Genomic DNA, 22177 nt, shown 5'->3' with positions numbered 1-22177 from the left:
AAACATTTGTGGAAGCACTATTTTCATACGGCACTCTACAGCAAAAGCAAGTGCAACTTGACACGTTTGGTCGATTACTTGAAGGGCAAAGCGATACTTTACTGGGCTATCAGGTAGGTGAAATTGAAATCACTGATGCCAAAGTGATTGCCAGTAGCGGTAAAACACATCACCCGATTTTGAAATATACAGGTAATGAGCAAGACGAAGTTACCGGTACCGTTTTCTTAATTTCAGCAACGGAACTGTCTCAAGCTGATACATACGAGGTTGATGCATATACGAGAGTTTCAGCTTCTTTAAAATCAGGTAATACTTGCTGGATTTACGCCGCTACAGAGAAAGGGAAAGAGAAAGAGAAAAATAATGACTAAAACTGAAAAGAAGACGGAGCAATTACTCATAAAGCAACTAACAAATGCCTGTGAAGAACTCAAACTACACAATGATGCTTTTGAATACCTAACGCACCACGGACAACTGAACAAACTCAAACAAACACTCAAAGTTGAGGTATTTTGCACCACAGCGTTTACTGGGCAACAACTTAAGCAAGCATTATCAGTTATTAATCATGAAATAAAAACACTGCAATTAGCACTCAAGCCACATGATTTGATCATGACTGTGATATCAGATTAAACACTTCTATCTATTACCTTATACTTTACTAATTAGTACTGCGGCTAACCATACTGGCCGCATTTATTATAAGAAATCAGGCCTAATGAACAGGCTCCCTTATAATGCCTTTACAATTACCCCATGTTCAATTGTGAATAAATCTTATAATGTGTACTTTTTTGTAAAAACCCTTTAAATACCATCTCGTCAAAAGGTAGAATAGTCGCTATAAAATCAGAAAAGCCTCATAAATAAATTAATCACAGGGACGAAAATGCACCTACTCAAATATACATCATTAACCCTTGCTGTAAGCCTACTCACTGCGTGCTCCTCAGAAACAACCGAGTCAGCGGCTGTAAAAACAGAAGCCATTTGGTCTGATATTTATATAACATCAAACGGCCAAAATAGCCGAGTTATTGCAGAGCTAAATGTATCAGGAAGAAATGGTAATAATTTAAAGTTAACCAACGGCGATGAGCTTCGCGCAACGGTTGGTTCAACGGTTAAAGTATTAGAAGAAGATGACAGTGATGCGTTTGATATAGATTACCGTGCAATTTTTGATGTCGCAGTCGGTGAAAGCGAGTTCTTAGTACAACTCAACCGCGTCAGTGAGAATAAGGTCTTAACCAACACGCTCACTTTACCTCCTCAGTATCAAATTCTCGCGCCACAAGCAGGTCAACTTTATAACAAAGACGCGTCTTTAGATGTTGAATGGACTAAAAGTGGTGCAAATGATCAGTTCAGTATTAAATTTCATACAGAATGTACAAAAAATGATGGAGACAAAGTGTCCTCAACAACTACCTTTGATAATGTATCTGACGATGGTGATTTCACCATAAATTTATCAAATATTGAATTGTACAAAGATGTTCAGGTAAATACAGATCATGACTGTAATGGATCATTATTATTACAACGCTTGCGACACGGTCAAATTGACCCAGCCTACGTCAACAATAGCCGTACTTTTGCCACCCAAGAAAGAAGATTAGAAAATCTCATTATAACATTAAAATAAGCCAATACTTTAGGGTGTACACCTTATGTTCACCCTTCCTTTAATCATCTTCATTAAATTATCAATTAAAAAAAATCATATATAATTCATAAATTAAAGATTCCTTCCCCCTGACCGATAAGCTAATCTATAAAAGTAAATTTGTGTAACGAACGCAAGGATGGGCGCGAACGCTGTGTTAACACAAATCATAAAAATACAAACGTAACCAGGACGTTATACAAAGGATATGGTTACAAACATACTATTGGATTTAAAAAGCTTATGTCGCTCACACAATTTTCAGATCAGTATATTACTGATCGCTTTGATAGTGCCCACTACGAACTCATTCATAAAATTGGTGAAGGTGGTTTTGGTAAAGTATTTAAAGCCAAACATAAAAACACAGATCAATTTGTTGCAATAAAATTCTTAGCGCTAGAACCGCATTTAGAAGAACAAAAAAAGCAGCGCTATATAGAACGTTTTAAACGTGAAACACAATTAAGTAGCCAATTACAACACCCGCATATTGTACGATTACTCGACAAAGGTCAGATAGACGCTCACCTCCTTTTTGGCGTGTTTGAATACGTTGATGGTATTTCGCTGCGCCAACACCTCACACAAGAAGGTGCACTCAATGCGATAGATGCCACTGATGTTATGCTGCAAGTGTTAGACGCCTTAATTCACGCCCATAGCAGAGGGATCATTCACCGTGACATAAAGCCAGCCAATATTATGCTGACAAAATCTGGCGCTAAAACTTATGCCAAAATACTCGACTTTGGTATTGGCACCTTAGTATCTGAACATCGCCAGCCCGATTTCAATACACTTACGCTCACTCAAGAGACGTTAGGCACACCTTCATATAGTGCCCCTGAACAATTACGTGGCGAACCGGCAACAACAAAAACAGATTTATATGTTTGGGGTCTTGTTTACTTAGAGTGTTTAACGGGTCTACCCGCTATTACTGGTTCAAGCATTGCGTCGATTTATCATAAGCAGTTGAGTGATGTAAATGTACCTTTGCCTGCTCCACTACTTGGTCACCCACTTGCCTCTCTACTCAGAAGAATACTTAAGAAAAATGCGATTGAGCGCGTGATCACCTCACAAGAGAGCTTTAATGAACTCAATAGTATTAATGTGGCCAATCTCGTAGGTATTCTCACCAAAGGCGAAGCACAACACGGATTTGATGACGAAACCGTTGTTCTGCGTAAAGATGCACAAGAGAACAGCAGTGCTAACCACACCCTACTCACAGAACGCAAACAAATTACGGTGTTAGCGTTAAAAATCAGTATCACTGAAGTCAGCACAAACACCAAAGACCTAGACGTTATCGATGCGCTGAACAAAGCACAGTTAAACCAGTGTGTTGATATTGCCACGCGTTTTAACGCCTACCATGTAGGCACACTCGGTGACATGCTACTATTTTATTTCGGCTTTCCTGTTGCCAGTGATAACGATACACGTTTATCAGCTCGTACCGCATTAGAAATAATGAGTGAAATGTCAAAAAGAGATGCGTTAATGCAAGAGGTACATGGCATTTCTTTTAATATACATATAGGGTTACACACGGGTGTATTCGTCACCTATGCCAATACCATCCCTGAAGGCCATATTACCAATACAGCGATGGAGCTCGCACGCTGCGCTAAACCGAAACAAATACTCTGTAGTGGCGATTCTCGCGCTATTTTAGAACCTTACAGTGAATTTGAAGGCACTGAGTTACCAAATTTACAACAACCAGGTTCACCAGCAACAGTCTATAGCTTAAAAGGCGAAAGGCAAGTTGAAGCGTTTGGCTTTATGCGTGGTACTCGCAACAATCACGAATTAATTGGCCGAGAAAAAGAGCTAGATAAAACCCTGTCTGTTATAAAGGGCGAAAATACCCATAGCCATTTAACCCATATCCATGGTGAGGCAGGCATTGGTAAATCTCGTTTACTACAAGAAATACGAAGTCATGCAGGCCAATACCAGCACTTGGTTGCGCAGTGTTTGCCCGAGCATCAAAACAATGCACTTTATCCTGTACTCACACTTATTCGCTATTTATTCAGTACAACAAAACTGGATGCATCAAGCGCTGTTAGCCTATTCAGCGATATAATAACCCAACAAGACAGCAGTATTGCAATAGAGCAAGCTCTACCAATATTACTGATTTGGTTAAACATAGAACTACCAGAAAACATACCGGCATCGACACTCGCGCCAGATCAACAAAAAGCATTACTATTTAGTAGTTTAACAGCATTACTACTGAGCAAACATTATAGTATTAGTGAAAATAAACTATATATTATCGAAGATATCCACTGGGCAGATACCACGACAATAGAGTTTATTCAGCACTTTGCAGGACAACTAAACTCGGGAAGCGTGTTGATCAGCACATCTCGACAGCAAGTGCCCACATCGCTAAAAGATCTCACGTTAATGGAGGTGAACCTTAATAAGTTAACGGCACAAGCCACTGAAGACTTTATCATTAGGCTATTTGATGATCAGCCAGTTTCACGTAATGTACTCGACATACTCACCAGCAGAACAGATGGTATTCCATTATTTATCGAAGAACTTGTTGGTATGTTAAAGCAAAAAACCTTGGTCGGTCTCGTTGAAGGTGAAATTAACTTTGTAAGCCCAGACAAACTAGATCAAGTTCCCAGCAGTTTACGTGAATCACTCCAGCAAAAACTCGATAGCCTCATTCATGCCAAAGAAACCGCCCAGCTTGCGGCGACAATCGGACGTGAGTTCGAATATGAGTTGCTTATTAGTGCGTCATCATTAAGTGAAAATCAAATTCAGAATGATCTGAATGAGCTGATAGCCAATGATTTAATTATACAAAAGCGAAGTGTAAATAACGAAACCTACATATTTAAACATGCTTTAGTGAGAGATGCGGCTTATGAGAGTGTTCAAAGCTCAGTCATAAGTAAAATACACCAAAAGGTATTCGATAGCCTTTTACAATTACAAAATCTACCTGAACACGAGTTAAACCAAAAGCTTTATCATCATATTAAATTTACAGATAATTCAGGAAGCGTTTATAAATATGCCAAAAAAGTAATATCACATTCTATATTGATTACTTCCAATGAGGTGGCTATAAATGTAGCAAATGAACTTTTTGTTTACTTTGAGTCTTCGAACACTTTACTTGATAAAGATAAAAAGCTTGAGATTAACAATTTTTTAATTAAAGCGCTTATGATGACTGAGGGCTGGGCCGGAATAAACGTAAGAAAAAAAATATCAGAATGTAAAGCATTATTGACTAACGATTCCAATCTCAGTAATTTGTTGGCGATTTTTTGGGCTTCTGCCACTCATAATTACGTTTCTGGTGCTTACCAAGAAATGAGAGAAGACATTATTGTTCTAAAGTCGCAAATTGAAACGATTGAAAATCATAATTTGGCCGCTTCTCTCTTCTGTCTTGAAGGGCAACTACTAAACATAGAGGGCAAATTTGATTTAGCAAATGATACATTGAGAAAGTCACTGTTCCATTACGAAAAAGAAGAAATTTTTGATTTAAATATTTTTGGTATAGATGCTAAAGGTTGGTCTTTGGCTTCACTAGCATTTAGTGAAGCCATTTTAGGGAACAAAGATTGCTCAATAAAATTAGCTAAAGAATCTATCCAATGGTCCGAATCAATTAACCATATACCCACGTTAGGCCTTGCACTACTTTTTGAATCAAAAGTTCATCATATTCTTTCAAATAGAAAGTTAGCACTGTGTTCAAGTAGTACTCTTTTAAAGCTTTGTAAAAAATACACTTTACCTGCTTATGAAGCATTCGCTATTTTAATACACAAATGGGCGATAAATGACAATGAAATTGAAGGTCAAGTACTCCTATCGAGAGAGTTAAAAAAATACAATTGTCATTTACTAAATAGCTACTATTCGTCTTTAGCTGCTGAGACATGCTTCCACACTAAAAGATTTGCCAAGGCTCAAGAAATCATTAATGCATGCTTGTCTCATGCTGTAGAATTGGGCGAAAAAGAATACATTCCAGCCCTTTTAAAAATGGCTAATTTACTGGAAATTAACTCTTACCCTGCTGAAACCTCACTTTTACAGCAGGCTAAATTAATGAAAACTAAAGATACATACAAGATTAAGATAGATAGTTTAAACTAAACATTAGGAGATAAAATGGAATTAACAAAACAACTGCTTGAGTTTCGCTCTGTATATATGAGAGCAATTGCAAAAGCTTGGAATAATGACGATTTTAGGCAAAAACTTTGTGCTGAGAATAATGCTTTAAATATTTTTAAAGAATATTTTGAGTATAATTGCCCTTGGAACATCACCTTTACTATCAACGATAAATGTGAAGGCCCATTCTATAACTCTTTACGCGGTGTATACATGACAAGTGCATTATCATTTGACAGATTCCTTGTATACGTACCTAAACTACCTGATATTCCACACCCAGTTGATGCTATCTCTGATTATTATCTAAAAAACACTTGGTTACTAGAGCAAAAATGCGAGAAAGATCTTCATCAAGATTTAACTCAATTAAATACTTTTTTAGATAGCCTTGATAACTTATCAACACAACAAACTAATAACACACCTGTAAATGAACATATTTCTGAAGGTGCGGGAGATTACCCTGTAAACTTCATGCGTATTCCCGAATCAAGCTATAATTTAGGAAATAGTGATGTAGATTTCACTAACTTTGGTGGGGTAATGCTTTCAGCGTTATCATTAGCTTGGTCAAATAAAGTTTTTAAAGAAAAATTTATCACATCAGAATTGACTGAAGAACAGCCTATCGGCACTGCTGCGGTTTTGTTAAAAGAATGGTTAAATTATGATTATCCTTGGGATGTAGATTTAGTTGTTAAGGAAGATGATAACGCACATTATGCTAGAACTTTTTCAGCTACAGTTACCCTTAAAGGTGGAACTCAACATCACTGTAAAGTAGCTTTCAAATTAAACAATGAAAATTATAACCTTCAACTTAACGAGTTAGTTACCTCTTTTGATGACTACTTATTTTCTGAAAGTCATTCAATTTCTAAAGATGAAATAGAAAGTATCTCAATCGAAAGTAATACAATACCTTTAGATCAATGGGTATGGTGTCAAGAGATTGCTGGAAATTATAGTCAGATTCAAAAAACCTCACTTGGTATAGTTTTGTCGTTACCAGAAGCCCCTGATAGTAAAGATGCTCAACCAGTAGCATTGACTAGATATAACAATGATGGATCTGGTTTTCCATTTACCTGCTAGCGCATTCCATTTAAGTTCTGTGGGCTCAATTTAGGCCCTCAGAACTATTAATTACATAAAATTACCTTTTAGTTAAGCCCTGATCTGCTTGTAATCCAGCCACGATCAGCAACTTACTGAACAGCTTAGGTGTTATCTGTAACTTCACGAGATGTAATATATTAATTTATTAGTAAGTATCCACATAGTAACGAATGTTCGCCATTGGAGATCATTCCATTACCAAGTACGAAAAACCTTCCTTGTGATGAATTACAAATTAACCCAATAAATAACGAGGATTCAACTAAGAAGTACAGCTGTAAGATCGATTTTTATAATTAGTTTATCAAACAAACTTCTATAGCTTATCTTGACTACTGCCGTCTCAGCAGGTGTAAGCTATACAAAGCCCACTCTGTGAACTTTGTATAATTGTGACTGTTATAGGCACGGGTTGAAATATATGGTATAAAATGACGTAAACTCATAAATTAAAGGATAATAACGATGCGTAATTTAAATAATGTAAGGTTTAATAGCACCGAGTTCGGCTCGTTTTCTCATACTTTACAAGTACTATTTGACGAAGCCCTTCTCGATGGAACTGCTGCTCACGAATCATGGAGCCATGCTTGGGGAAGAGCTGTCGCTTATGCATGGGAATCTCAGGAAAACAAATCCCTATTACTAGAGAAACCACTGGACGTACTTGCTAAATTTAATTATGTTCCACCAGCAGGCGTCGATATAAGAGTTATCGATGCAAATAGAGACGATGATATTTCATTTACTATTGAAAAAACTGAGAAAAAGGTTTCTTATAGTAAAAGTAATCTTGCTTCTGGACGTTTTAAAGCATACTTAGTAGATGCTAAAACAGTTATCGCAGACACCGAGAATGATGGTTTTGTATCTTTTAGTCTGGTATCCGAGTGTAATGACTTATATAAAAATGAGACTAAAGTCTGGAATGATATTCCAGTAAATGGTTGGGTATCTGTCCCTAGTACTGGGTTAGTCGTAAAACACCCATCAGGAAATTTATGGTTTGTCACTACCGAAGAAATAGCAACACCAAAATCTATTGATGAAGCAAAGTCAATCGTTTCTCAAACAATGGATGAATATATTAGTTCTAACCCGGCTTATCTAAATTTATCTTCAACTATCATAATGAAATTACCACCAGCTCCAGAAAAAAGCTCAAATATGGCACTAATGGATTATGATGCGCTAGGAAAAATTTATCCGTTTACGACCTGAATAGGAGGGGGAGTTCTGCTCCCCAACTAAAATGAATTATACGATATGTAAAAACTTTATTAATTTGAAATTGATAGATAAAAACATTGCAGATTATTACTTAAATAAGCAATTTATGGAATATGGGACTCCATTAAGACTATGGTGGTTTGATAGTATTAAAGATAGGGTTGCAAAAGCGGATCAAATACACCATACATGCCCTATTTCTTATAAAATAATAAAAAGTATAAAAAAGCCTGATATACCAAAAATATTTCAATGCAATACACTACAAATTTGGGCTTCTTCTATAATAACTATCCCCTCTTCAAAAAAAGACATGTCTGAAATAACTTTATATAAAGATAGCGACCATGTGAAGTTTATTAATGGATCTCATTATTCCGTTTTTATTGCAATTACAGATATCATTATTAACATTAACGTCAAAAAAAAACCTCACCCAGTATTAGATGGTGAATATAATAATGAATTTTTAGAAGTATTTTTAGCAGCTGGTGACGCGGTATTCATGGACCCTGAAGTACTCAGAGGTACCAAAGAAAATAACACTGGCTCACATCAAATTCTACTAAATGTATTTATTAGAAAAGAGAATAGCAGCCTAAATAACGAGCCTGACTACGGGTTAACAAAAGAAATTTCTAACTTCCAGAAATCCCCAATCATATGAAACACTACGTTAAAAAAGATTCATTTGCATTTAAAATAAAAAACAAACTAATAATAATTAAAAAAAACAAGGAGTTTATAATCCCATTCCATGATGGGAATTTAGACATAAAAAAAGAAACCAATGAATTAACCTGTGACAACATAGAAATAACAAACCTATTAATGGAAGGTGGGGTTTTATCAAAAACCCCACCTTCCCAAAGTTCTACAATAGACATCCAAAAAGAAGTTATAATTACTAAAGACTTTTTATCTCCTGAAGTCATGAAAGAGTTAATTAAGTCACCGAATTCGATTATACTCTACCCAACTAAGTTAAACCCTCAATTTATTTATCCAACAAAGAATGAAAGCTCTTTAGATATATATAAAAGAGCTCATTTAAAGACTCTAAAAAACAACCCCATCAGAAAATACTTACACGATAAAGGAGTATTGATAAGTATTGAGAATGAAATTTGTAACTTATCTTTATCACTCCTAAAAAGAAGGGGAAATTATGGGTGGGGTTACATTAACACCCTAAAAGAAGAAAAAAATGAAGAAAAACAAATAAGAAAAACTTTACCAAGTGATAAGATAATAAACTTCAACGCCGGTTCTAGAATAAGGACTATAGATGAGACTCTAGATCAAATAAACAGCATATTAGACCCCATTTTTGGCTTCGTTAAATTCCATGATAAATATAAGAATGAGACAGGTAATAACAAAACCTACTTTACTACATTCTCAGAAAACCCTATAGAGCCATCAAGTTTTGCGTTAGAAAACTTCTATTATACTGCTATGGGAAAAGGCATTAGTGATAAACAGTCAAAGCTAAGCTCTCTATGTGAAGCTATCGAACGGTATTCATCTTTATTTGTTGAAGGAGATTTTTACACCTTTAAAAAAGGTACAGAACTAGACGGTAAAGTAATACTACCTTCTAAGTTAACTCCGTATAGTATAAAGCAGTATATAAAGTTCAAAAGCAGGATGTCTAACTACAATCAATCAATATATGAAACTTTAGAATATGATAACCAAAAGATCGCCTGGACTAAATGTAAAGATATAAATCACAATGAGTATTGGATACCTTTGGAGTTCATCTATAAAAATACACCTTTTGATTCAAAATATGTTAAATACTTTCATAATGGGGGTGCCTGTGGCAACAGTCTAGATGAAGCCCTTCTTCAAGCCTTATTAGAGTTAATTGAGAGAGATGCTGTGGCTATATGGTGGTATAATAAGTTAAATATGCCAAAATCTTCCACTTCTGATGTTTGTAAAAAACTGTTGTCTCAAGTTAACACTCAAATATCTGGGTCTTTCGACTATTGGCTCATCGATATAACAAATGATATAAATATCCCAGTTATCGCCGCCGTTGCAATGAGTAAAATAAAAAAAGAAGTAGTTCTTTCATTTGGTTGCCATTTAAATATATCAACTGCCAAGGAAAGGGCTTTAACAGAGCTAATTCAGGTAATAGAGATTAAAGACATTAATACATCACCATTCTCTTTCAGTAATATACCGATTGAAAGCTTTTTATTTGGTTCAAAACCAAGCTATAAAACAACAGAGATACATAATTACATTCATTTATCTAAAGCATTAAATATAGTACATGATAAATTAAAAATATGTGAAATAAATTTTTATTATGTTGATCAAACTAGAGAGGAGCTTCCTTTACATGCTGTCAAAGCTGTCGCACCTGGACTTTGTCATTTATTCCCATACTTTTCAGCTGAAAGGTTATATAAAGTCCCAGTAAAAATTGGATTTTTGGATAAAGAAAAAGAAGAAGATGACTTTAATAAAGTGGAACTCCTTATTTAAATTCAGCGTAAAAAGAAAAAACTACTCAGAGCGCATTAATTAAAAACATATTTAATAAATAAAATCAACACGATATTAAAGCCCTATGAACTAACTTAATATTCATATGGCTCTGAATAACAAAAGGCTAATTCATAGTTATGTGTGGAATATTAGTATCCCAGCTAAGTAAAGTTGACTCATTCGACCTTATTAATGGTTTATCTTCAATAAAACATAGAGGCCCAGATCAATCTAACACATATATTGATACTGATAGTCAAACCTATATTGGACACAATCGACTCGCTATAAATGGTGGATTAGATGCTGTTCAGCCCATGCTGTCAGAGTGTACACCATGGGTGATTGGAGTTAATGGCGAGATTTACAACGATAAAAGTGAATTGGATGTCGTAAAAACAAAATTTAGAACAAAATCGGATACTGAGTTTGCACTTCGTGGAATAGAGCAATTTGGAGTAAACTTTATATCTGAACTAGACGGCGAGTTTTCCCTTTGTCTTTATAATAGAAAAACTAAAAGCCTTTATCTTGCGAGGGATCGTAACGGTAGCAAACCACTTTACTACTACCAAAGTAATGAAAAATTCATCGCTGCATCTGAAATAAAAGCCCTTTTAGCCACAGGTGTGCCTGCTGTTTGGAACAAAAACTATTTAATGGCAAAAGAAAGATTTCTAGTTGGAGCAGAGCAAACCTTCGTCAAAAATATCTATAGTCTTCCCCCTGGGAACATATTAGAATGCAAAAATAATGAAGTTCAAATCTACTCTTATTGCAAAATCCTACCTTCTTATCCTGATACATTTGAAAAATTAGACATCGATTACGAGTCCGCGATTAACCAATTTGATACTTTACTTAAAAGAGCCGTGAGTAAAAGGCTCCCTAATGAAAACTTTGCGTGTTACTTGAGCTCTGGAGTTGACTCGTCTTATATCTGTGCAATGGCAAGTAGGCTAACTAAAAAAACATCTTCAATAAGTATTGGCTTTACAAACAGCACTTTAGATGAAAGCACAAAGGCAGAAAAGTTCGCCAAACAGTTAGGCATACAACATCATACCTTATCTTTGAGTCAATCAGATCTTATCAACGCTTTTGAAAGTGCCGTTTATCATGCTGAATCTATTGTCCCAAATATGAACGTCGCGGCAAAGTTTTTACTCAGTAAGCAGACAAAAAAGTTAGGTTTCAGAATTGCCTTAACGGGTGAAGGTGCGGATGAATCGCTATTAGGATATAATTTTTTTCAACATGATATCGCTACTCCACAGAAGTATCAGCACAATCAAGTTGAACTTTTCAAAGGGCAAGCTAGGTTAGAAAAGAGGCTTAACTTTACGCCAAGCGCAGCTTCTAGTACTTTCTCCATTTCAAGTACTCTAAACTCCCTAAGATTAGATGAATATTATTACACACACAATCAATCACACCTAATCGCACCTGATGATGAACTAATAACATCTCCTCTAGGTTACAGCCAATGGCTTCATTATAATACTGTATTTCAAGATTATAATTTGCAGGCTCTCGGGGACAAAACAGAATTAGCACATTCAATTGAAGGAAGACAACCATTCTTAGACAACAAGGTAGTTGAGTTTCTTCACTCCCTACCTACAAACTTCAAATACCACAATGGTGTTAATAAGCGGATCCTCCGAGATGTATATTCTAAAAACTTTCCTGAATTTCAGATTGAGCAACAAAAAATACCATTTCTAGCGCCACCTAATTTAGCGCAAAACGTAATGTATCAGCTACTCAATGAACTTCATGCTGTAGCCAGTAATAACGTAACGCTTGGCGTATATGATATTCATAAAGTAATTAACTACATCACATCTTTGATAAAAAACAAAACAACTCTCACCTTTTCAGAAGATATTATTGTTTGCCACATGCTAAGTATTCTATATCTTCAAAAACACTTTCATTTAAAAATATAGGTTCATTATGAAATTACAGTTTAATCCATGTTTTCAATTGTTTTCAGATAGCCAACATAATGTCTTGCTTAATAGTCAATCAAATGAAGTTGTTCTTGATGCAAAAAATTACCCTTTATTCTCATACCTCTGTGATGTCAGCGCCTTTACAGACTTAAACGATATTATTAAATGCGCATCACCTAATGAACTTGCTCTATTCTATTATCAAGTCGAAAATTTAAAAAAGTGTGAGTGGCTAAGTACAGCCGAGTCCCATGATAATGATTATCAATGTTTCGGCAACATGATCGGCTCATCCTCGTTTAACAAACACTACAGCATACCTTGGCACTCAACCATATCTAGCCTCGAAACTCCGTGTACATTAGTAGAGAGAGTAGACGCATTAAAAAATAATACCCTCACACTTCCAACCAGAGTTATAGAAATTTATAAGCAGTGCGTTTATGTATCGCCTTTGATTGCCTCCAATGAGGAATTACTTTTATATCAGAATTTACTTAACAGAAATCGTCCTGTCGATGTCTTTATGAACGACTATGGAATTGGTAAAAGTCGACTACTTACTTACCCGAGTTTGCCTTCAAAGTTAGCGAAGTCTATTAATAAACTATCAGAAGTAGAAGCTTTAGTTATTGAATTACACTCGAAGAAAAGCTCAACCTGTTCACTTTCCGCTCTACTCCTCCTCCCTGAAAAAGTAAATAATAGGCCTTCAAAAATAGCACTGAGGAACATAAAAATTACTTATAGTAAGGACGGTGGCTCAAGAACATGCCTTGCTCAGCAAACCATAAATAAGCTGAAGCCTTTTATTCACCAACAGTTTGGTTACGTGCTGCCATTAAAAGAAATATCTGATCCTTACTCTAATGTTAAAATATTCAGTTCTGGTTATTATAAATCTCCAAAAAAAGTACCAACTAAAATATCAGGGGCTGACTTCATACAAAAATCACTCGGTAAAGGTGTTACTGAAGAACAATCTAAAGCCAGTGCCCTATGTGAAGCGATTGAACGCAAAAATGCGCAGTATTGTGGCAATGAACAATACGTTACTAAACAGGCGAAAGACTTACCTTATCGATATATCAGCTTTGACGATATAAGCCCGTATAGCGACACGCAATACCAGAACTTTTCGAATGAGTCTCATAGTGACTCACGAAGAAAACAAGCGGCAGTACCATATTCCCATAATGAAAAAATTAATTGGCAACTCGTTTGGTCGTTGACATCTGATGAAGCGGTCTACGTACCTTCTGTTTTATGCTTTGCCAATACGCCTTTTCACGATGATATATACGGTAAATGGAACTCCAATGGTTGCGCCGCAGGTAACAATTTAGAAGAAGCCATTTTGCAAGCTCTATTTGAGTTAATAGAACGAGATGCCACTGCTATTTGGTGGTACAACAAATTAGAAAGACCTAGCTTTGACTTAACACGATTAGACCCTGATTATTTAAACCCATTACATCAAACCTTAAATAAAGATCATGATTACTGGGTGTTAGATTTAACGGTTGATACAGGCGTGCCGGTTATGGCTGCAATTGGCCGCCACAAACAAAATAAGGGGTTAATATTTGGATTTGGTTGCCACTTAAAACCAGAAATGGCAGCCCAGCGAGCCCTAACTGAGTTATGTCAACTTATTCCTATTCGCAACCAGAATGGCGCACCATTTGACTTTGATGCGATTGAGCTTCAAAGCTACTTATTTGCTAATGACCAAGCACCACGAGGGGTATATGCTTTGTCTGAGACTCTCGATATAAAAGATGATATTTTAGCCGTTGTTGAACAATTAAAGTGTCTAAACTTAGAGACATTAGCCCTTGATTACACTCGCCCCCCTATTCCAATACACACAGCAAAAGTTTTTGTACCTGGCCTATGCCATATCTGGCCACAACTAGGTAACGCGCGTCTTTACCAAACACCGGTTAAGTTAGGTTGGTTAGATGAGCCACTAAACGAGCAAACCATCAATCAACAAGGTTTATACATATAACCCATTTATGTGCATTATGGATAAAACCATTTCAAGTGAACCAGAGAATCACGCCGCTCCTCTGGTTTATTTTTAACGCATAGAAACCTGTGTATTGACGACATGTAGTTGATCTCAACACATTCTTACTTTTATTCAATGTCATCGGAGTGTAAATTTCGTATACTGTGCGCAAAATTATCTATTCACTCGCATCTTCAAAAAGGACACTTCATGAATAAACTTATGCTTGCCAGCATTGTTGGTCTGTTACTTACCTCTCATACAAGCCAAGCTGAGGTTGGTGTTACAGCATACGCTGGGCAAACTTACAGCCAATCAGTGACCACAACTCGACAACAAAAACACGAGTTTTCTGATGACACGCATTACGGATTTAGTGTGGACTGGCATGAGAATGAGACCAAATATGGTTTTTTCTATAGTAAGTACGAAGGTGAATTTGAGGAGAGTACGATACATAAAATAAAAACAGAATACCTCCTGTTTCAAAGTGCCGTATATCGTCCCGTTTCTGATGACCTAGATGCATATATTGGCATGCAACTGGGTGTAAATCGCCTTGATACGAACTTTGCAGAAGCCGATTCTTTCTTCGCCACAGGCTTATTTGGTGGCTTAGAGTATCAAGTAATGGATAACTTAAGTATTGGTACTGAGGCTCGCTGGTTAGCAACTCTTATAAAGAATAAGTCTAAAGTCATCTGTGATACCGATCCTAGTACACCCAATATGTGTAGTTGGCACTTTGATGGCGAGACGTTAAACCAATTTCAAGTCAGTGCAACGGTCACTTACCGATTCTAATTAAGCAGAATAAATGAAAAAAGCCTAAGTTTTCACTTAGGCTTTGCGCGTCAAGTAGTACGGGAAGCTACTTATTGATGAAACTCTTTCTCAGATAATTTTCCGTCTTTATTGCTATCAAGCAAATCAAATACCTTACTTATCGAGGCTGACTGTGCTGCTTCACTTTGGCTAACAAAACCATCTTTATCTGTATCTAACGTTGCAAAATCTGCGGCTGTTGCCGAATATGCTACAGCCAGTGTGCCTACAACCAAAAGCCTGCTTATTAATTTCATTACTTTTCCTTTTTATAAAGTCAGGGCACCTCTTTCAGTACGAATAGCGCCTCATTAATTGCCTTTGCTGTACTTCTTATAATTGAAAATTGAGAAACTCACTGCGGCTGAGTAACTTGTCTTTATCAGCGTCTAACTTGGCAAATTGCTCAGTGAGTAACGTGTTCGCCTTCGCTTCTTTAACACTTATTACACCATCATGATCAGTGTCTAAATCAGAAAAAGACAAACCCGATGCAAAACTCATTGCACTAATAAATGTTAGGCTTGTTGCCATAAATACATGGACCAATTTCATGTTGTACCCTCTTTTTTATATGAGAAATTCTTAAAAACGTAGTATTCGGCTGTAACTCCAGCCAAATTAATCAAATTCAGCGCGTGAAATAACGCCACTATTGTCGACATCTAAATCTTTAAATTGCGCCATAAGTCGCGGTAGCTGCTTGGATTCACTCCAGCTTATTACGCCATCGCTGTTCGTATCTAACTGTTGAACAGCCAGCTTTCCTGTCTGCGGTTGTGAAAATAACCCTACTGCACCACTCAGTAATATCACTGTCATGTACATTCGTAAGCTCCTGTAATATCGACCTTCTCTTAACTTATTCGCCACGCCCTATACTCAGCTACCAATTTATACAATTACCAACTTTCACTTCATTTAGTGAATGTTAAGAACATTTAGCGTAACTAACTAATTGAACGTGACTAGCCCAGCCTTTTGAAAAGCTGCAACGCCAATTCATATGATTGAGATAAGTTATCGATTGCTATTGGGATATATCAACTATGATGCCAAATATAAAATTATTATTTAAATCATAACGTTAGATTTGTTAGGGCGTATTAGTTCAGGAAGCATTAAGTCGGGCTGTTGCTAAATAGCGACATAAATAATTATAAAACATAAATTTTATTATTAAATCATGTATTTATAGATTCGCAATTTAGCAACATGCGATTAGGAAACGCAATGAACATGACAATAGAAGAGGTTAAACAGTGGTTTATTTCGTCTTTTAAACACATTAGGAGCACACCCCAGCGCTTTTTTTCACAATCTTTGGGGTTGCAAGCCAAACTCGCGCTCGCTATCGCGTTATTTCCCATTATTATATCGGCGGTTTGGTATGCGCAATACTTATCTTCAGAGCAGCAAAGGATGCACCAATCATATATTATAAATCATAACCTTATAATTGAATTTTCATCGATAAAAGAAAGTATTTCAGCGCTTGAAAAGGCGCAGCAAAATAATACATTGCTCGATAGCCCCGCGTTACAAAATAGTATTAATAAAAAATGGAAGGCCACTCGAAAACGCATTACTTTACTGAAAAATAGGTTAATGGAAAATGTACTTGTTGCACAATGGCAACAAGTACTCACCTTATTACCAACCTACGATGCACATTTAGTCAATTACTCAGCCTTGAGTCACCAACTGCAAGCAACCGAAAAACTATTTTACTATGCGTTAGCAACACGTCTCGATGATCAACGCGCGTCTTTCGCTGATAAAAATTACGGGCTGCTGGGGTTACTACTCGCACTGGTGACCTTATTCATCGTATTCAGTCTTATGCTAATTCATCGCGTAACACGACAGCTTTACACACTTGAACAAACCATTTTTCAATTAGGAAATGGTAAGCATGTGAGGCACATTGAATTGAAAGGGAGCAATGAGCTGGAAAAGCTTGGTCAAAGACTTAACTGGCTCAACGAAGCGCTGCAGAGCAGTCATGCGCAAAAGGACTCGTTTTTACGGCATGTTACACACGAACTAAAAACGCCTCTGGCTTCATTAAGCGAAGGCAACAGCCTCTTAAAAGACCCCAGCATAGGCCAATTAACAGCCCAGCAAAGCCGTATCGTCGAGATCATGTCGGGGTCAGTCCAACGCTTAGATACCTTAATTGACGACTTACTCAGTTACAGTGCGGCAAGCCACCCTCTTAATACCCAAAAGAGAAAAAGTTTAGCAGCCATAGCAACAGATCTACAAAAGCACTTTAGCGAACACACGCTCGGGATCAACAAAAAGCTTATTTGGCACATAAGTAAGAATACGGCCTACATGCCCTACCTGCCCTGTAAAATTATATTGGTTCAACTTATAAATAACGCATTACAGTATGCCGCACACCGTATTCGTATCGATATAGACAGTAATGACCATGTGGCTACCTTTGCTATTTATGATGATGGCATGGGTATTGACGCTGACGAGCTCCGTAATATAACCCAACCATTTTTTCGTGGTCAGCATAGCCATAATCATCAAGGGAGTGGACTGGGTTTATCAATTGTTGCCGAATCAGTTAAGCACTTACAGGGTACTATCGAGTTTAAACCACTGTCACCAGGTACACAGGTCTGTGTCGTAATGCCTATAAAAGGAAAACAATAATGCGTTTATTATTTTTATTACTGGCACTTTGTTTGCTTAGTGCGTGCCACTCAAGCCAAAAACTGAATACTGAGCACAATGCAAAGCCTCTACCAACACAACGCTATGCACCTGTCGCCATGCTTTTTAAAACGCACTATACAGCCTGTAACACACCCGTTTTATCAACAACAAACAAGCAAGTGAACACGCTGCCAGCACGCTATCAACAACACCAAACACTAAACCTATTTTTTACCAAATGGTGTAACAGCCCTTCAACAACTACACAATTGAGGTTGCTTAAAACATTGGTGGCACAGAAGGTATGGCCTGATGAATACGCGGTGTATTTCGACTTCATTAAACGCAGTACGCAAGACTTGCGCACTCAAAAACTTGCCAACATAACACTACGCAAAACCCTAAAAAGTAAAGAGCACCAGCTAGAAAAAGCACACAGTGCGTTTATTGAGCTAAAAAAACAATTAGCCCAAATAGAGTTACAACGACTCAACCCCCCAGCACCCACAATACCACTTCAGCAAACGCAAGAGGCACCATGATAAACAGAGCAACCATATTACTGGTCGATGATGATCACGCGTTTGTCGAACTATTGGCAATGAGGTTGGAGTCAAATAATTACCTCACACTGCGTGCTTATCGTGCCACTCAAGCATTGAAAATTCTGCAAAGTGAAGCCGTTGATTTAGTCATAACGGATTTAAAAATGGCCCATATGGATGGTTTTGAGCTATTTGAAAAGATTAAAAGTGACCACTTTGGTATGCCCGTCATCATGATGACAGCCCATGGCTCGATTCCTGATGCCGTCGACGCAATAGAACAAGGCTTTTTAGATTTTATAAACAAACCCATTAACAGCCAAACACTGCTCCATACAATAGAAAAAGCACTGTGTAATACAGTAAAAGCCTCGCTTAGTAACACAAAACATAATTACTTTGGGATCTCATTCAAAAGCTGTGCAATGCGCCAAGTTGTGCACCACATTCAAGCCTTGGCACCCAATAATGTGAATATACTCATACAGGGTGAAAGTGGCACAGGTAAAGAGGTGGCTGCAAAAGCCATTCACCAAGCCAGCGGTTATGCCTCAGGCCCCTTCATCGCTATAAATTGTGCGGCCGTCCCCTCACACTTATTGGAATCAGAGCTATTTGGTCATAAAAAAGGCGCGTTTACTGGCGCGATTAACGATAAAACAGGCCTTATTCTTAGCGCCAATAATGGCACTATTTTACTGGATGAAATTGGCGATATGCCTCTGGATTTGCAAGTAAAATTATTACGTGTGTTGCAAGAACGAACCGTTCGGCCAGTAGGATCTCATACTGAGCATAAGATCAACGTGCGCTTTTTGTCTGCCAGTCACAAAGATTTACAGCAAGCAATTGTGAATAAAGAATTTCGCGAAGATTTATACTACCGACTCAATGTTGTATCACTCACACTGCCGAGCTTACGCAATCGGGTGGAAGATATTGTCTTACTCGCAAACCAATTTGTTGATGAACTCAGTAGCCACAGTAAAACAATCAATCCACAGGCTATGACACACCTACTAAATTATGCTTGGCCCGGTAATATTCGCCAGCTCCACAATGTGATTGAACATGCATTGGTGCTAACTCCTGGTAAATTAATTACAGAAGACACCATATTAAAAGCACTACCAACACAACATAAACGGCATTTTCAAGGACTCAATGATGCAAAAAAACAGTTTGAATACGACTATCTAAAAAAAGTACTGTCGCTGTCAGAAGGTAACGTAGCAGAAGCCGCCAAGTTGGCCCAAAGAAACCGTTCAGACTTTTATAAACTGATGAAAAAACATGGAATTAGTTAAGTGTACATGCGGCTAGGCGCGAACTTAAATTTAATTATTTTATTGTGAATACTTGTATAAAATCAGATAAATTTGCGATTGTGTGTATAATTTATAAAGTTACACATAAATAAATAACAAATGTAACCAAACATCACACAGTCGCGGGAGTAGCAAATGAGAATGCGCCAGAAGCTCATTATGAGTTTTTTATTAACAGTGATAGTGCCCATTTTAGCTATTTCATTGGTGAGCATTTCACAAACGAAGCAAGAATCTTTAGAACGATTTTTAGACTCGTCTAGTAACGAAATACGCCAAGTTGAAAATACATTTGTCCTGTTTTTTGACCAAATGAAGAATAACGCCCGCTTTCTGGCACAAAGTAAATTGGTGAGTAATTTACCAAACAATGTAAGCAATTATATGGGCCCTGAGCGAATGATGTCTCCTTTAGAAAATGGCTCACAAGAAGGCGAGATATTTGAGTTATTTACCGCATTTGGCATCACCCACGAAGAACTGCTGTTCGTTTACTTAGGTTCAGAGCAAGGGGGGTTTATCCAATACCCAGCAGAACCCCTTGGCAATTATGACCCCCGACAACGCCCTTGGTACAAAAATGCCAAGAAAACACCACGTGACGTGATTGTGACTGAGCCTTACCAAGGTGTTACAGAGCAAGCTATGGTGTCAGTAGCAACGGGTATCTATAAAGATGGTACATTTGCCGGTGTACAGTCGTTAGATGTGACCTTGTCTACACTCACTGATATCGTCAGCAACATTCGTTTAGGTGAAACGGGTTATTTAATTTTAATGGATGGTAACGGGGTCATACTCGCCGACCCAAAAAACCCAGATAATAACTTCAAAAATATTAAAGAACTTAACTCGCCTTTATACCAATCGTTAAATTCTGAGGGAGTTAAGTCATTTTTAACCATTGAAACGGGTAATAAAACTGTCACAGCAAAACCTTATCAATCTGACGCATTAAATTGGCGTTTTGTGGCCATTATTGACCAAGATGAGATTTTATCTTCAGCCTATAACATGTCAGTGAGTATCAGTATAATCGCACTCATAATGTTAGTGATATTTGGTGTTATCGCCGTGGTACTTGCAAATAAAATTGTCTATCCGATTGAACGCGTCTCGGATGGGCTAAAAGATATTGCACAAGGTGAAGGCAACTTATCGAAAAGACTCCAAGTCATCGGGAACGATGAGATCAGTGAGCTTGCTACTTGGTTTAATCAGTTTCTAAATTCTATTAATGCCCTCGTGAAAGACATTCAATATAATGCACACTCATTAAACGGTGCCGCTCACCATTTTAAAACACAAATATCAGACATTAGAACGCAATGTCACAACCAATCAGACACCGCAAATCAAGCGGCACACAACACAGAATCAGTAAACAATATGGCGCATATTGTGAGTCAAAACTGCCAAGAATCGCTCAGTGAAATAGCTCAAACAGATGAGTGTACACATACAGGTAACCAACTTATCGGCAATACTGTCACGCAAGTGGCTCAACTTAATAGCTCATTAAGTGGTTCAGCCGCTGCAATGAGCCAATTAGAAAGTGAAAGTATCAACATTACCAATATTTTAAGCGTTATACGTAGTATCGCAGAACAAACCAACTTACTTGCACTCAATGCCGCCATTGAAGCCGCCCGAGCAGGTGAACAAGGCAGAGGCTTTGCCGTGGTGGCCGACGAAGTAAGAACGCTTGCCCAGCGCTCGCACGATGCAACACAAGAAATTGAGCAAGTTCTCACAAAATTAATTGATCAAACTCGCGCTGTTTCCGAAAAAATGACCCAAAGTGTGAGTGCTTCAAATGATGCGATCACTCAATCAGAGCAAGCGCACCAAGCGTTTGATGACATTGCAAACAGTGTAACTAAAGTGAAAGCATTAATAGCAACCATCGCCCAAGAGGCCGATCAGCAAGGTGTGTCAGCCAGTGAAACTCACAACCAAATTCAAGGGGTAACAGCATCTGTCGCGCAGGTGAGCCAGTCAACAGATAGCCTGTCAGAAGGCGCAACTCAACTTGTTGATTTAGCCGATGGGTTAGACAACCTAGTGGGTCGATTCCGCATTGACTAAATAGGCCCAAGAACTGT

Annotated in this window: 18 protein-coding genes; 15 read left to right on the top strand and 3 right to left on the bottom strand. The window is 37.5% G+C overall.

Annotated elements, in window-relative coordinates:
• The first annotated feature begins 8 nt into the window (after positions 1-8).
• The 11 genes from CWC18_RS13650 (at position 9) to CWC18_RS13600 (ending at position 15502) form a co-directional block, all read left to right on the top strand.
• Positions 9-374, top strand: coding sequence for a gamma-glutamylcyclotransferase family protein (locus CWC18_RS13650; RefSeq protein ID WP_138675471.1), 366 nt, complete (start codon positions 9-11; stop codon positions 372-374).
• Complete coding sequence (locus tag CWC18_RS13645) at positions 367-642, top strand: hypothetical protein (protein ID WP_138675470.1); 276 nt, start codon at positions 367-369, stop codon at positions 640-642. The genes CWC18_RS13650 and CWC18_RS13645 overlap by 8 nt, the downstream gene beginning before the upstream one ends.
• 256 nt (positions 643-898) lie before the next feature.
• Positions 899-1657, top strand: a complete 759-nt coding sequence (locus CWC18_RS13640; protein WP_138675469.1) for a hypothetical protein — start codon at positions 899-901, stop codon at positions 1655-1657.
• Between the two features lie 264 nt (positions 1658-1921).
• Positions 1922-5842, top strand: a complete 3921-nt coding sequence (locus CWC18_RS13635; RefSeq protein ID WP_138675468.1) for a TOMM system kinase/cyclase fusion protein — start codon at positions 1922-1924, stop codon at positions 5840-5842.
• A gap of 15 nt (positions 5843-5857) precedes the next feature.
• Positions 5858-6961, top strand: a complete 1104-nt coding sequence (locus CWC18_RS13630; protein WP_138675467.1) for a BMA_0021/BMA_0022 family TOMM bacteriocin — start codon at positions 5858-5860, stop codon at positions 6959-6961.
• A gap of 489 nt (positions 6962-7450) precedes the next feature.
• Positions 7451-8206, top strand: coding sequence for a hypothetical protein (locus tag CWC18_RS13625; RefSeq protein WP_138675466.1), 756 nt, complete (start codon positions 7451-7453; stop codon positions 8204-8206).
• 64 nt (positions 8207-8270) lie between these two features.
• Positions 8271-8882, top strand: a complete 612-nt coding sequence (locus CWC18_RS13620; RefSeq protein ID WP_138675465.1) for a hypothetical protein — start codon at positions 8271-8273, stop codon at positions 8880-8882.
• Positions 8879-10720, top strand: coding sequence for a YcaO-like family protein (locus CWC18_RS13615; protein ID WP_138675464.1), 1842 nt, complete (start codon positions 8879-8881; stop codon positions 10718-10720). Before CWC18_RS13620 ends, CWC18_RS13615 begins: the two co-directional genes overlap by 4 nt.
• Positions 10721-10860: 140 nt before the next feature.
• The gene (asnB, locus tag CWC18_RS13610; protein WP_138675463.1) at positions 10861-12675 is read left to right on the top strand and encodes an asparagine synthase (glutamine-hydrolyzing); all 1815 of its coding nucleotides are present in this window, start codon (positions 10861-10863) and stop codon (positions 12673-12675) included.
• Positions 12676-12682: 7 nt separating this feature from the next.
• On the top strand, positions 12683-14695 hold the full coding sequence (locus tag CWC18_RS13605) for a YcaO-like family protein (RefSeq protein WP_138675462.1): 2013 nt from the start codon (positions 12683-12685) through the stop codon (positions 14693-14695).
• 213 nt (positions 14696-14908) lie between these two features.
• The gene (locus CWC18_RS13600) at positions 14909-15502 is read left to right on the top strand and encodes an outer membrane beta-barrel protein (protein WP_138675461.1); all 594 of its coding nucleotides are present in this window, start codon (positions 14909-14911) and stop codon (positions 15500-15502) included.
• Positions 15503-15573: 71 nt separating this feature from the next.
• Here CWC18_RS13600 and CWC18_RS13595 read toward each other — a convergent pair whose 3' ends face one another.
• From CWC18_RS13595 to CWC18_RS13585, 3 genes are all read right to left on the bottom strand, one after another.
• Positions 15574-15780, bottom strand: a complete 207-nt coding sequence (locus CWC18_RS13595; protein ID WP_138597768.1) for an EF-hand domain-containing protein — start codon at positions 15778-15780, stop codon at positions 15574-15576.
• 76 nt (positions 15781-15856) lie between these two features.
• The gene (locus CWC18_RS13590) at positions 15857-16078 is read right to left on the bottom strand and encodes an EF-hand domain-containing protein (RefSeq protein WP_119862538.1); all 222 of its coding nucleotides are present in this window, start codon (positions 16076-16078) and stop codon (positions 15857-15859) included.
• 66 nt (positions 16079-16144) lie between these two features.
• Positions 16145-16351, bottom strand: a complete 207-nt coding sequence (locus tag CWC18_RS13585; protein ID WP_138675460.1) for an EF-hand domain-containing protein — start codon at positions 16349-16351, stop codon at positions 16145-16147.
• A 405-nt stretch (positions 16352-16756) separates the two neighbouring features.
• On the opposite strand from CWC18_RS13585, the gene CWC18_RS13580 reads away from it, so the two are divergent.
• From CWC18_RS13580 to CWC18_RS13565, 4 genes are all read left to right on the top strand, one after another.
• Positions 16757-18196 carry a sensor histidine kinase gene (locus CWC18_RS13580; RefSeq protein ID WP_171041111.1) on the top strand — a complete coding sequence of 480 codons (1440 nt, stop codon included), beginning with the start codon at positions 16757-16759 and terminating at the stop codon, positions 18194-18196.
• Complete coding sequence (locus CWC18_RS13575) at positions 18196-18741, top strand: hypothetical protein (RefSeq protein WP_138591076.1); 546 nt, start codon at positions 18196-18198, stop codon at positions 18739-18741. The genes CWC18_RS13580 and CWC18_RS13575 overlap by 1 nt, the downstream gene beginning before the upstream one ends.
• Positions 18738-20051 (top strand): sigma-54-dependent transcriptional regulator, encoded by a 1314-nt coding sequence (locus CWC18_RS13570; RefSeq protein WP_138675458.1) that lies wholly within the window; start codon positions 18738-18740, stop codon positions 20049-20051. Before CWC18_RS13575 ends, CWC18_RS13570 begins: the two co-directional genes overlap by 4 nt.
• Before the next feature lie 156 nt (positions 20052-20207).
• Entirely contained in the window at positions 20208-22160 is a 1953-nt protein-coding gene (locus CWC18_RS13565) for a methyl-accepting chemotaxis protein (protein ID WP_138591080.1), read from the top strand.
• Positions 22161-22177 lie beyond the last annotated feature (17 nt).

It is taken from the genome of Pseudoalteromonas aurantia, from assembly GCF_005886875.1.
GTDB lineage: Bacteria > Pseudomonadota > Gammaproteobacteria > Enterobacterales > Alteromonadaceae > Pseudoalteromonas > Pseudoalteromonas aurantia_A.
The sequence above is the reverse complement of the archived record's forward strand: the minus strand, read 5'-3'. Positions and strand labels throughout refer to the sequence as shown.